This window comes from Escherichia sp. MOD1-EC5990 (assembly GCF_002965285.1).
Lineage (GTDB): Bacteria > Pseudomonadota > Gammaproteobacteria > Enterobacterales > Enterobacteriaceae > Escherichia > Escherichia coli_F.
In genome coordinates this window covers 161,739-174,276 of sequence record NZ_PTRV01000007.1, presented here as the reverse complement: position 1 = coordinate 174,276, position 12,538 = coordinate 161,739, and the positions used below count along the sequence as shown (strand labels likewise).

Here is a 12,538-nt window from a genome sequence, read left to right as displayed (position 1 = left end):
CGCGAAAAATCCCTCACAACTACCCTGCCAAATTTCTATTTTTCACGTACACGCGCCAAACAAAAGCCCAGGCAGTTAGCAACCTACCCAGGCCTTTCTCACAATCCCCGCTGGCACTATAACTGCAATCAATCCACTTTCGCAAAAACAAGACGTAATTGTATCGATTAACGAAACCGTGACCTATGTCACGTTTTCCCGCCGCACTGCCAGGGTATAAATGAGCCAGAAACAAGGAATGGAATAGTAAATGGACTTAAATTGGGTGCGAAATGAAACGCTGGGAAGTGATTTTACTGATGGTCATGATGTTCGTTATGTGCATTGATTGAATGTTAAAAGGAGGATGTTATGAAACACGATAGAGCGGAGATTATCTTCGATATGGCGCGTGAAAGAGTGTGCGCTATGGATACTAAGATTGCGCTGATAAGAGCGGGCGTGCCAGCCACTGCGCAAGAATTGTTGGCAATCATGGAAAAACGCGAATACGAACTAAGCAAAGCCAAAAGAGCGTTTACCTTAATGTACGCAAAATAAACACACGGGAGATTAAATAATGGATAAGACAGCAACAATACTTATTAATCGTGAGCAAGTGCAAAAAATGTTAGGCGGGCTTAGTAAGTCCTCATTTTTCAAACTGGTCAGGAAGTGGAAAGATGCTGGAACTCCTTTTCCGGATCCGGTTGAGGGAATGCCAGCACTGAAGCACGGAGGTTTCTTGTATCGCTATCAGGATGTGATGAAATTCTTTAAATCAATTGGACTACTTTCTGACAGCGATAACCAGTAATCATCTAACTTGCTAAGACCCGGCCCAGCGCCGGTTTTTTGTGATCTGCGTCAACATTCCCACCTATTACACTTATCCACCACCCGCCGCGCCTGTTATCGTACCAATAGCGAGTAATTACAATGTTTCTGGATTGATTAAGGGGCAAAGGATGAACGATTTAATCAAAATGCTACAACAGCGGGCCGATGACAAATACCGTGATAAACGCGGTCACATCCATAGCAATATGGCTGGGGTGTTAGGTGTCGCCAGCGATGAAATAAAGGCCGTATTCAAGCGCCAGAAAACGCCAAAATGGGAAGTCTTTGTAAAGGTCGTGAATGAGCTTAATTGCGGGCGTGGGGTTATCGGCTTCCTGTACGCTGGGGAAGTTAGCGAGGCAGTGGAAGAACTGGACGCCAGGATCGCAGAACTGAAAGGCATCATTGCAGACAAGGACGCGCAGATCCGGGAACTGGAAGCACACCTGATGGCAATCAGTACAAAAGCCTCGCAGGACGTAGGCAAGGCGAAAAAAGCGGTCGTAGCTGGTACAAACAGGGAGTTTAAAAAGCCTGTACGCTTTAAGGCTGACACTGTACTGGATTATCTGAAGGCAAACGCGCCGCTACATGGCGTTAATCATGCCGGACTGATTAAGGCGATCTGGCCTATTGGTGCACCGGGCCGCAATACTTTCCTGGGCCTGCTAAAACAACTCAAAGAAGATGGCCTGATAACCATCACGCAGCACGGACGCGCCGGGATGGATATTCATGTGAACGGGTAACGAAAACCCGCCATCAAACGAAGCCCGGCCCCGCGACGGGTTTTTATGCCATCATTATTAAATCCATTAATACTCATCAAACCATAATTAGCACAACTTATAATCGAACAAAAATCACACAACCTTGATAATGATTTTTTCTGGTTATACTTATCGAAAAAAGTGGTATAGGATATAACTTGTTATTTTGTAAGGGCAAATTTATTGCGTGGTAAGATGAACAGGCTTGCGCACCTCCCGAAAAACACGCGAAAATCTAAGTGTTCTTTCTTTTTTTGTTTTTTATTTTTTTATTTTCTCTTTTTCTTCTCTTTCCGGTTCTCTTCTTTTTCTGGTTTTGGTTTTTTCCTTTTTTATTTTTATTCTTTCTTCAGGGTTGTGCTAAAACACACCAAAACATTTTCGCCACAAAAGCGTTAATTTCATCCTGCCAGACCATTCACTTTCACCGGATACACAGCCGGATATAATCCCGCTAACACCCCACCACCCAGCGCCACGCCTGATAACTACCGTATTCAGGAAGGAAATGCGAGTGATTTCACCGTCACCGGCACAACCGATCCGCCAAAAAGAGGCGTACCAATGTCGATATAGTCCCCCGCGCGGACAATCACTTCGTCAATGACTGCCAACGGGAGTTGTTGTAGCTGTGGGCGCAACAACATGCCCAGAGCTTTACCAAAGTCCTGCCCGGCCACCACCAGCAGGGGATGCGGATTCGGAAAACGCGTGACGAAATCGACCAGCGCGTTGATGACCGTCAGTACCGCGGCGTAACGCACAGGCAGCGAGGCGGGAAGCGCCAGCACGTACGCGTCAGTTTTGGGGCAAAGATCCAGCTGAATCAGCGCCTGTTGCCAGGCACTCACCAGATCCGTTTCATCAATTGGGATCGCCACCGGCAAATTGCGCAGCGGCAGTTGTACGCCCTCCAGCCAGATTGTGCTGCCAGAGAGCGAAAGGGTATGTGCACCCGCGCCAATCACCGTGGCGCGCACGGTTTGCGCCGGAAACTGCACGTTCATCTCACGCAGACGAGAATGCTCATGCAGCGCCGTTGCCAGAAGCGGGCCGATATCGGCAAAACAGAACGGGTCGGCGGGCTGGTGGCGATAACATTCGCCCACGCCGCCAGAAAGCGTAATGATTTCGGGCGTAACACCTGCGGGCAGCAAACCGGTTTGCATTAATGCCTGCGCGAGCGGCGAGAGCGTTCCGTCAATCACTTCGACAATCAGCTCTGCCATCCGGCGGGTAACCTGCACCAGCTGCGCGCCGGTCAGCGAACGGGCGTCAGTGCCTGCACCGAAGCACTCATCCACTATCATCTGCCCCGGTTTATGAGCGTAAACCACGCGCCCCTGGCTGTCGGTTTCCAGCAGGCGACCGCCGACGTTAAGGCAGGCAGTGCCGCTGATTTTTCCGGCATCGAACAAAGCGTAGTTCGCGGTGCCACCGCCGATATCGATATTCAGTACCCGACATAACCGTTGTTCAGAAAGGGTTTGCGCCCCGGCACCGTGACCGGCGATCACGGATTCGAGATGCGGCCCGGCGCTGGCGACGACAAAATCGCCCAGCGACTGGGAGAGCGTCATCACCGCCGGGCGAGCATTACGGGTTTTCGCGCTTTCACCGGTGATGATGATGGCACCAGAATCAACGCTTTCCGGCGCAATGCCCGCAGCCTGATATTGCTCGAGGATTAAGGTTTTCAGTTCCGCTTCTTTTAAACCGCCCAGTTTATCGACAGGGGTAAAGAACACCGGGCTTTGCCAGCTAATTTCGCGTTTGATGAATTCGTAGCGCGGCACCTGCGACACCGCCGCACGGTTAACCAGCTCCAGGTGGGAGAAGATCACCTGGGTGGTGGTAGTGCCGATATCGATACCGACGCTCAGTAGCTGGCGAGTGTTCACGATTGTGCCTCCGCTTCGGTTTTAGCCGCGGTCGCGTCTTCTTTTGGCACCAGCATCATCGCCACGCCAATCGCCGTTACGCCGCCGATCAACTTGCCGACAATCATCGGGAAGATCATGGCGTTCATGTTGGCAGCGGCGAAGCCTAAGTGGTCACCCAGGGCGAAAGCAGCGGAAACGGCGAAGGCACAGTTGATCACTTTGCCGCGGGTATCCATCTGCTTCATCATGCCGAACATCGGGATGTTGTTAGCAAGCGTTGCCACCATGCCAGCTGCCGCGATATTGTTCATATTCAGCACTTTACCGACGCTCATCAGCGGTTTTTCAAACCAGCGTGTCAGCAGCAGCACCATCGGATACGCCCCTAACAGAACGCAGGAGATAGAACCGATAACTTCAATGGCGCGCATCACTTCACCGGGTTTGTCGCCTGGAGCCATGAAGATCGGATCCAGACCGGGGATCAGTTCCCAACCGAGCAGGAATTTCACTACCGCAGCGGCAAGACCGAGAGTGATCAATGCAACGAGGAATTTGGCGAAGATCTGGAAGCCGTTGATCATTTTTTCCGGGATGAATTTCAGCCCTAGCGCCACCAGTACCGCGACGATAAGTACCGGGATCATGTTCATCAGGATCAGGGCAAACGTGAATTCCACTGGCTGACCGTTGATCTGCACACCTGAATACATAGCCACCAGACCACCGGCAATACAGCCAATTGGAATGGTCACAATGCCCGCCAGCACGCCGAGCGCCAGATAACGACGGTCAGAAGGTTCGATAATGCCGAGCGCCACCGGAATGGAAAACACAATCGTTGGCCCCATCATCGACCCGAGAATTAACCCAGAGTATAGCCACGCTGCTACGTCGCCGCCCGCCAGCTCTTTGGCGAGGAAGAAGCCGCCCATATCGCACGCCAGCAGCGTTCCGGCGAACATTGACGGGTTTGCGCCGAGCATTTCGTAAACCGGGATAATTACCGGCCCGAGTACGTGAGCCAGTACCGGTGCCAGCGCGGTCATACCGACCATCGCCAGGCCCAGTGCGCCCATTGCCATAAAGCCTTCTTCGAACTGGCCGCCGGATCCTTCGATACTTTTACCGAACTTACCGAGGAAACGAGCAGAACCGCCGAACTGCGACAGGATCCTGTCCACGGCAGCTATCAGCATAAAGAACATCATGATGTACATGATGATTTCGTTAATTCCCATCGCCTTTACTCCCTGTTAGTTGTAATTAATTGCCGGATGCGGCGTGAACGCCTTATCCGCCCTACATGTGTAATCCCCCAGGTCGGATAAGACGCGACAAGCGTCGCATCCGGCACTTGCACCGCGCCATTGGCGGATGCGGCGTGAACGCCTTATCCGCCCTACATGTGCAATCCCCCAGGTCGGATAAGACGCGGCAAGCGTCGCATCCGGCATTTATTGCGCCGCTGCGTACAAGCCGACAATCTGCTCCAGGCTGGCGGTACGCGGGTTGCTGCGCAGACAAATATCTTCCAGCGCGGCCTGCGCCCATGCGCCGTAATGCGCAGATGCCGCACCAACATCGCCCAGTCGTTTACCAATCCCGACTTCCGCAATCAGCTCACTTACCGCGTTAATAGCGTCACGATCGTCGGATTTTTTAGTTCGCAGCGCCCGACCAATCTGACTAAACCGTTCGCGACAGACCATCCGGTTAAACTCCATCACCGTGGGCAGCAGCATGGCGTTCGCCAGTCCGTGCGGAATATGCAGCGCCGCCCCCGGCTGATGCGCCATCGCGTGACATACCCCAAGTCCGGCACTGGAAAACGCCATCCCCGCCATACATGAAGCCAGCAACATGCTCTCGCGCGCGGCAAGGTCGTGACCGTAGCCCACCGCTTTCGGCAGTGATTTGCCAATCATCGCAATGGCACCAATCGCCAGGCTGTCTGTAAACGGTGTAGCGTTCAGCGCGCTGTACGCTTCAATGGCATGAGTTAACGCGTCGATACCTGTCATTGCCGTGACATGCGACGGCACACCTTCGGTCAGCGCGGCGTCGAGAATCGCCACATCCGGCATCAACGAGGCATGTGCTAACACCTGCTTGCGCCCGCTCACCGCGTCGATAATCACCGTTACATTGGTGGTTTCAGAGCCGGTTCCGGCGGTAGTTGGAATGGCAATCAGCGGCAGACGCGGTTGCAGAACGCTGGTTTCTGACATTTCTGCCAGCGTGCTGTCGGGGTTCGTCACCAGCAACGCAACGGCTTTTGCCGCATCCAGCACCGAGCCACCGCCAAACGCGATCACCCCGTCACAGCCTGATTCACGCAACTGCGCCACGGCGGCACACACGTCGTTGATGCACGGTTCGCCCACCGGACATGGCCAGAGCGTCATGGCGATGCCTTTAACAGCCAGGCTACGCGTCAGCCCAGCGGTCATCCCCGCCTGATGCAAAAAGCTGTCTGCCATCACGAACAGATGTTTCAGCCCACGCGTTTGTGCTTGCTGTCCGCAACTGCTCACCGCGCCCGGACCGCAAAGCGTCACCGGTGGAACGCTAAATGTTTTTACCCGTTGCAGATTCAGGGTATCGAACGCCTGAAAGAGCGCGGTCTGCAATTCATTTTGCATAGATCCCCTCCGCTTTCTCTCGCCCGCTACTGGCGATCGCCAGCGGGGTCATAAACAAACTGTGCTGCGGTAAATACACCTGTAACGCCGGGAATTGTTTGCGAAACAGCTCCGCCACGCCCGGTTGCATACAGGAACCGCCCGCCAGCCATAAATCAGTAATGCCCTGCCCTTCAATATGCCGGGCAACAATGTCCGCCATTTTTTCGTACACCGGCTTCACCGCAGGCCAAATCTCGTCACCGTGACCGCGCTTGTACTGCTCTGCCTCTTCCAGCGAAATACGGCGATTTCCGGCGAGAGTCAGAGAAATGTGATGTCCGCCGGTCGCTTCATCCGCTGAATAAGTCACCTTGCCCTTTTTCACGATGGCAATTCCGGTAGTGCCGCCGCCAATATCCACTACACCGGCGTTGTCCAGTTGCAGTAGATCCGCGACTGCGGTTGGCTCATCCAGCACATGGCTCACTTCCAGCCCGGCAGACTCCAGCACGTTGATGGAAATACGCGGGTCCGTACCAGGAGGAAATGAGGTCGCCGCATGGCTAAAACGGCGACCAAATTGCTGCTCAAGGGTATCGAGATGGCGACGAACAATGGTGACAGCACCGAAGAAATCCCAGACGATGCCGTCGCGGACCACATCGGCCCAGTCGAGGCATACCGCCACCGGCTGACCGTCGCCGTCGACAACCATCGACACCACATCGCAGGTGCCCAGATCCACCCCCAACCACAGCGGAGATTCCGACGCGGCGGGCGTCTGGTTACACAGCGTTGCCGCCGTTTGCAGCCGCGGGGTAAGCCATTGTTCGTCGTGCGCCATCGGTTACTCCTTAAACAATGCGAAACGCATCGACTAATACACAGCGACGCAGACGGACAAAAGTACGCGCGCTGGTTACCCCTTCACCGGTTGGCGTCGTGATGGTCATCGTGGTCCAGCCTTCCCCGCCCAGCCCCAGCCCGGCAATGCACGGTCCGTTCTTAACGAAAATACTGGTATCAATGGCGTTCGCCATTTGGTTCATGTTCTCGATATTGCGCGAGTGCATTGCCGCCGTGTGGTGGCAACCGCCTTCCAGTTTCACCGCCAGCGCAATGGCATCCGCCACGTTGGCGACGCGCACGACCGGCAGCACTGGCATCATCAGTTCGGTCACGGCAAACGGATGTTCTGCGGGGGTTTCTACAAACAGCAAGCGCGTTTCTTGCGGCACGTTCAGGCCGATTGCCGCCGCGATTTTCGCCGCATCGCGACCCACCCAGTCACGGCTGACGGTGCCTTTTCCGCGCTCATCGATATTTTTCAGCAACACCGGTTGTAACTGCTGTGCCTGTTCTGCGGTCAGTTTCACCGCATGCTGGCCTTCCATCAGACGCATTAGTTCATCGGCTACGCTATCAACAACAATCAGCACCTTTTCATCGGCACAAATGATGTTGTTATCGAAAGAAGCGCCTTTGACGATGGACTGAGCGGCACGGGCGAGGTCGGCGGTTTCATCCACCACCACAGGCGGATTACCGGCACCTGCGGCAATCAGACGTTTATTGGTGTGTTTACGCGCCGCTTCTACTACCGCTTCGCCGCCGGTCACCACCAGCAGGCCGATGCCCGGAAACTTGAACAAGCGTTGCGCGGTTTCGATATCCGGGTTTGCCACGGTAACCAGTAAGTTTTCCGGCCCGCCTGCGGCAACAATCGCCTGGTTGAGCAGCGTAATCGCCCGCTGGGAGACTTTTTTCGCCGCCGGATGCGGGGCAAAAATGACGCTGTTGCCCGCGGCAATCAGGCTGATGGCGTTATTAATTACGGTTGCCGCCGGGTTAGTGGAAGGCGTCACCGAAGCCACCACGCCCCAGGGCGCGTTTTCAATTAAAGTCAGGCCGTTGTCACCGGTCAGCACCTGTGGAGAGAGGCACTCAACGCCTGGCGTACCGCGTGCCTGAGCGACGTTTTTGGCAAATTTATCTTCTACGCGGCCCATACCCGTTTCACTGACGGCAAGTTCTGCTAAATCTCTGGCGTGTTTTTCGCCTGCTTCACGAATAGCAGCAATGGCTAACTGGCGCATTGCCACGCTTTTTAACCCTTGCTGGGCAATTTTGGCCGCCGCAACGGCGTCATCCAGGGAAGCAAAAACGCCCATCTCATGAACGGCGGCGGGCGACGTGTCACTGCTTTGCATTTTCAGCAGTACCGCTTTCACCACCTGTTCAATATCCTGTTGATTCATGATGTTCTGCCTTATTTGTGGAAAATTACCTGACCGCCAGACACCACCTCATCGACGATGCCAATCACGCACAGATCGACCGGTGACGTTTCGCTTTTATGCGCCTGGCGGGCGGAACTGCCACTCACCAGCAACACCCACTCCCCGGTTCCCGCGCCAATATTGTCGATGGCGACAGCACATTGCCCATCAGGATTACCTTGTGGATCAATCATTTCCACCATCAGCAATTTGTCATGCGCCAGTCCGTGATGGCGTACGGTACAAACAATTTGTCCTGTGACGACTGCCAGTTTCATACCCGCCTCCGTGGCGTATTTCAGGTAAACACTCCCCCTACCCTCCGCGGAAGGTAAAAGAAAAAGGAGAGAGCGTGACGCCCGGATCGACGTCACACAGGGTGATTACAGGTTGCTGCTATCGCCTTTCAGGCCGATCGGGAAGACCTCTTCCAGATCGCCGTGCGGACGCGGAATAACATGTACGGATACCAGTTCACCGATACGCTGTGCCGCTGCGGCACCGGCATCGGTCGCGGCTTTACAGGCTGCAACATCACCGCGAACCATGGCAGTACACAGGCCGCCGCCAATCTGCTTCACGCCGACCAGTTTGACGCGCGCAGCTTTCACCATCGCATCAGAAGCCTCAATCAGTGCAACCAGGCCCCGGGTTTCGATCATTCCTAATGCTTCCATTGTGTTTTCCTCTTTATAGGGGTCCAGAACGGGACCGTTCATTCAACCAGTGTTTGTAAACTGCTTTCGCGGTTCACTTTTGTCTGACGCGGCACAGCTGCCACCAGCGCCAGCTCGATAATTTCCTGCACGCTACAACCACGAGAGAGATCGTGCATCGGCGCGGCAAGTCCTTGTATCAATGGCCCGACGGCACGATATCCGCCAAGTCGTTGTGCGATTTTGTAGCCAATATTTCCCGCCTCCAGCGACGGAAAAACCATCACATTGGCTTTGCCCTGTAGCGGGCTGGCTGGCGCTTTTTGCGCCGCCACTTCCGGCACAAAGGCGGCGTCAAACTGCAACTCGCCATCGACGACCAGCTGCGGCGCGCGCTCACGGACGATTTCTGTCGCTTGCTGCACGTTGGCAACGCAGGGGTGACGGGCGCTGCCGTTACTGGAAAACGACAACATCGCCACGCGCGGCTCTTCTCCAGTGATGGCTCGCCAGGTTTCGGCGCTGGCAAGCGCGATATCCGCCAGTTGTGCCGCCGTCGGCTGTGGCACTACGCTGCAATCGGCAAAGCCCATCGCTGGACCGCTGTACTGTGGCAGCATCAGGAAAATGGAGGAGAGCGTTTTACAGCCAGGCTGCACGCCGATAACGCGTAATCCGGCACGTAGTACATTTGCCGTTGAAGAGAGGTTGCCCGCGATACAGACATCCGCTTTACCAGCGCTGACCATTGCGGCAGCGAACATCAGTGGATCGGTAAGTTTTTCCAGCGCATCCGACGGCGTTTTATCTCCCGCACGGGCCTGCCAGCGGTCAGCAAATTCTTCCCGCATTGCGAGGTTGCTATGAGGATCAATCACCAGTAGCCCGTCCATCGCCACGCCGTGACTGAGCGCAAACTGACGAAGTTCAAACGGATTGGCGACCAGAATGGGCGTTGCCAGACCTTGTTGATGTAAATATTGCGCAGCTTTCAGCACACGTTGATCTAACGCATCCGGAAATACCACTCTGGCGGGCGCTCGCAACGCCAGTTCACGACAACGTTCAATAATCATTGCGTTTCCCCCAGTCGTTGTTGGATCTGCTTCACCGTTAGCGGCTGCTTCGTTACGCTCAAAATCATCATCACGTAAACCGTGCTGGAAAGGCGGTTCAGCGCCTGCAAGATGTCCGGGCGTAATACTTCAAAACTACGGGTAATAAACACCTGCGCCGCGACGGTTTCGGTTTCCCGCACTTTGGTGCGTAGCAGATTCAGCAACGCCGCATCACGTCCGTGGCTGGCTTCCGGCACCAGATGATCGTGGTCGAGATAACGTAGTGGCTGGTGAGAAAGTCGATGCAGATCTTCGTCAGAAAACCCGACAATCGCCTGGCAGCCCAGCGGTTCGCCCAACACATCGGCACGCATAATGTTGCCAAGACGCGAACGGATATCCGCCAGCCACGGCTGCCACGGTTCTGTCAGTTCAATTTGCAGCCACACTACCAGCGCAATGGTGCTGTCGAGAACAGCGCGAAAACCCAGGCGCGGATCGCTTTTGGCGACCATTTTTTCCGCCGACAGGTGAGTCAGCGTGTCCGGCTTTTTCGCCACTGGCTGGTGACACAGTTCGCAGCACGCCTGCGGATGTTCATCACTACTGGTCAGCACGTGAACGGGCTGTAGCTGCTGCTGTTCATCGTCAACAAACAGGCGGCCCTGCTCGTCAATAAACTTGATGCGCAGATGGCGGCTTTCCAGTAACTCCCGGGCAGAGGGCGTCAGGCGACTGTCCGCAGGGAGATGGATCTCTGCGCCTTCGCTGAGCGTATGGTTCGCTCTTAGCCATGCTTCGGTGATGAAATCTTTCATAGGGATTGCCAGTTAGCCGGCCAGGCGACATACAGGAATTTCACGCTGGATGTCGTACCAAATTCGATGCTGGAACCTTTCGGGATAAACATCACGTCGCCTGCTTTAGCGATCATGGTTTCGCCTTCATGGCGAACATGAAGCTCCCCTTCCAGTACCATGTCGATTTCGTCGTAGTTCAGGGTCCACGGGAAGAAGGCGTTCTCCCACTGCATAAAACCGGCGGCCATGCTGCTGCCGTCGTCTCCGGTCACGAGATCAGTCAAGCCTACGCAGTGCGGTTCCGCGCCATCGAAACGACCAAACTTCACGCTGCTGCCATCAATAACTTTGATGCCGCCTTTGCCGGTCACCGATTTAAAACTCGGCTGCATTGCCCCCTGCTCCAGCGACTGTTTTTCCTTCATCACTTTTTCCATCAGCTGCGCGACCAGGCTTTCGGTAAACTGGCCTTCCGGTAGCTGGGCGATGATGGTTTCGCGGATGCGCTGGCTTTCGGTTTTATCGGCTGGCACGCTGGCGGGAACGGACGTCGTTACCGCAGTCGATTCATCACATTCGGTGATGGTAAAACCCAACAGATCCGCCACTTCACGGGCTTCCGGGGTAATAATGCTGGCGCGCAGAACCACGGACATTGCCTGTTCGCCGCGCGCATGTGCTTCACGAATATCATTCGCTGTGATGAGTTTTTTCACCTGCTTCCTCCTGTTCGGTGAGAGATGCCAGATAATCCACCAGTTGCTGCACGCTTTGCGGGTCGTGGCTGTTTAGCTCGAAAATCGGCTCTTCAAAACCAGTTTCAAGCAATAACTTTCGCGTTGCTGCGACGTCAGCATCCGGCATGTCCGTTTTACTGATGACGGCGATTTGCCGTTTGCTGGCACCAATATCCAGCAACCCGGCAGGCAATCGGCTTTCCGGGTCATTCGCGCCGTGGACATAAATCAGCATGTCCACATCCTGTAGCGTGGTAATTAAGGCGTGATACCAGCGGGGATGGCTAAAATATTCACCCGGCGTATCAATATCACCCTTATCATTAAATTCCACGGCCTGTGTTTTTCTTGCGAGGGTATAATTCCCCTGTAATGCATTAAATAACGTTGTTTTTCCTGCCCCGACGGCACCCACAAACGCAATTCGTTTCATGAATGCCTCGTATTAACTTTTGGTCATTTCACACAGCGTATAATTTAATAAGCGACCTAAACCGCTGACGGTTTGTGATAACGCTTCTTCTACTGCGCCCACCGAACCATAAATCACCAGTGCGCCGCTAAAACGGTCGAGAAAACCGATATGCACATCGGCGGCTTTCAGCGCTAAATCACCGGCGATCATCGCCGTTTCGCCGGGAGTTAGCGTCATAATGCCAATTGCGCCCGCATCCGGAACGCCGATTTTCTTCGCCAGTTCCTCGCCGGGATGCGCGATGAGATGCGCCAGTGTGACCTGTTTGCCGGGCACAAATTCCTGAATGATGCGTTCTTTATCCATGAGTCGCCGCCTGTGAAAAACTTTCGTGTATCGTGACAATTTTTCGTCAGAGTAAATAACAAAATTCGGCAAGCGCGTTTAAAAGGTGAGGTAGATCACTAAGAATGGAGAGATATTTACTGTGATGC

15 protein-coding genes are annotated in these 12,538 nt (G+C 54.4%); 3 read left to right on the top strand and 12 right to left on the bottom strand.

The window, feature by feature from the left end:
* Positions 1 to 351: 351 nt before the first annotated feature.
* From BEB42_RS10870 to BEB42_RS10860, 3 genes are all read left to right on the top strand, one after another.
* A complete protein-coding gene (locus tag BEB42_RS10870; RefSeq protein ID WP_086258032.1) occupies positions 352 to 540 on the top strand; it encodes a hypothetical protein in 189 nt (62 codons plus the stop codon).
* A 19-nt stretch (positions 541 to 559) separates the two neighbouring features.
* Positions 560 to 796 carry a hypothetical protein gene (locus BEB42_RS10865; protein ID WP_000361674.1) on the top strand — a complete coding sequence of 79 codons (237 nt, stop codon included), beginning with the start codon at positions 560 to 562 and terminating at the stop codon, positions 794 to 796.
* A 151-nt stretch (positions 797 to 947) separates the two neighbouring features.
* A complete protein-coding gene (locus tag BEB42_RS10860) occupies positions 948 to 1,568 on the top strand; it encodes a hypothetical protein (RefSeq protein ID WP_086258033.1) in 621 nt (206 codons plus the stop codon).
* 518 nt (positions 1,569 to 2,086) lie between these two features.
* Here BEB42_RS10860 and eutA read toward each other — a convergent pair.
* From eutA to eutS, 12 genes are all read right to left on the bottom strand, one after another.
* Positions 2,087 to 3,490, bottom strand: coding sequence for an ethanolamine ammonia-lyase reactivating factor EutA (gene eutA, locus BEB42_RS10855; RefSeq protein ID WP_001097436.1), 1,404 nt, complete (start codon positions 3,488 to 3,490; stop codon positions 2,087 to 2,089).
* On the bottom strand, positions 3,487 to 4,713 hold the full coding sequence (gene eutH / locus BEB42_RS10850; RefSeq protein WP_000512386.1) for an ethanolamine utilization protein EutH: 1,227 nt from the start codon (positions 4,711 to 4,713) through the stop codon (positions 3,487 to 3,489). Before eutH ends, eutA begins: the two co-directional genes overlap by 4 nt.
* A 216-nt stretch (positions 4,714 to 4,929) precedes the next feature.
* On the bottom strand, positions 4,930 to 6,117 hold the full coding sequence (gene eutG / locus BEB42_RS10845) for an ethanolamine utilization ethanol dehydrogenase EutG (RefSeq protein ID WP_001178773.1): 1,188 nt from the start codon (positions 6,115 to 6,117) through the stop codon (positions 4,930 to 4,932).
* Entirely contained in the window at positions 6,107 to 6,943 is an 837-nt protein-coding gene (gene eutJ, locus BEB42_RS10840; RefSeq protein WP_000929693.1) for an ethanolamine utilization protein EutJ, read from the bottom strand. The genes eutG and eutJ overlap by 11 nt, the downstream gene beginning before the upstream one ends.
* A 10-nt stretch (positions 6,944 to 6,953) precedes the next feature.
* Positions 6,954 to 8,357 (bottom strand): aldehyde dehydrogenase family protein, encoded by a 1,404-nt coding sequence (locus BEB42_RS10835; RefSeq protein WP_001075727.1) that lies wholly within the window; start codon positions 8,355 to 8,357, stop codon positions 6,954 to 6,956.
* 11 nt (positions 8,358 to 8,368) lie between these two features.
* The gene (gene eutN, locus BEB42_RS10830) at positions 8,369 to 8,656 is read right to left on the bottom strand and encodes an ethanolamine utilization microcompartment protein EutN (RefSeq protein ID WP_000762196.1); all 288 of its coding nucleotides are present in this window, start codon (positions 8,654 to 8,656) and stop codon (positions 8,369 to 8,371) included.
* A 105-nt stretch (positions 8,657 to 8,761) separates the two neighbouring features.
* Complete coding sequence (gene eutM, locus BEB42_RS10825; RefSeq protein WP_000387713.1) at positions 8,762 to 9,055, bottom strand: ethanolamine utilization microcompartment protein EutM; 294 nt, start codon at positions 9,053 to 9,055, stop codon at positions 8,762 to 8,764.
* Between the two features lie 38 nt (positions 9,056 to 9,093).
* On the bottom strand, positions 9,094 to 10,110 hold the full coding sequence (gene pta, locus BEB42_RS10820; RefSeq protein WP_105267365.1) for a phosphate acetyltransferase: 1,017 nt from the start codon (positions 10,108 to 10,110) through the stop codon (positions 9,094 to 9,096).
* Complete coding sequence (gene eutT, locus BEB42_RS10815; RefSeq protein ID WP_000651275.1) at positions 10,107 to 10,910, bottom strand: ethanolamine utilization cob(I)yrinic acid a,c-diamide adenosyltransferase EutT; 804 nt, start codon at positions 10,908 to 10,910, stop codon at positions 10,107 to 10,109. The genes pta and eutT overlap by 4 nt, the downstream gene beginning before the upstream one ends.
* The gene (gene eutQ, locus BEB42_RS10810; protein ID WP_000733921.1) at positions 10,907 to 11,608 is read right to left on the bottom strand and encodes an ethanolamine utilization acetate kinase EutQ; all 702 of its coding nucleotides are present in this window, start codon (positions 11,606 to 11,608) and stop codon (positions 10,907 to 10,909) included. The genes eutT and eutQ overlap by 4 nt, the downstream gene beginning before the upstream one ends.
* On the bottom strand, positions 11,583 to 12,062 hold the full coding sequence (gene eutP / locus BEB42_RS10805; protein ID WP_074500911.1) for an ethanolamine utilization acetate kinase EutP: 480 nt from the start codon (positions 12,060 to 12,062) through the stop codon (positions 11,583 to 11,585). The genes eutQ and eutP overlap by 26 nt, the downstream gene beginning before the upstream one ends.
* A 12-nt stretch (positions 12,063 to 12,074) precedes the next feature.
* Complete coding sequence (gene eutS, locus BEB42_RS10800) at positions 12,075 to 12,410, bottom strand: ethanolamine utilization microcompartment protein EutS (RefSeq protein WP_000356956.1); 336 nt, start codon at positions 12,408 to 12,410, stop codon at positions 12,075 to 12,077.
* Positions 12,411 to 12,538: the final 128 nt, after the last annotated feature.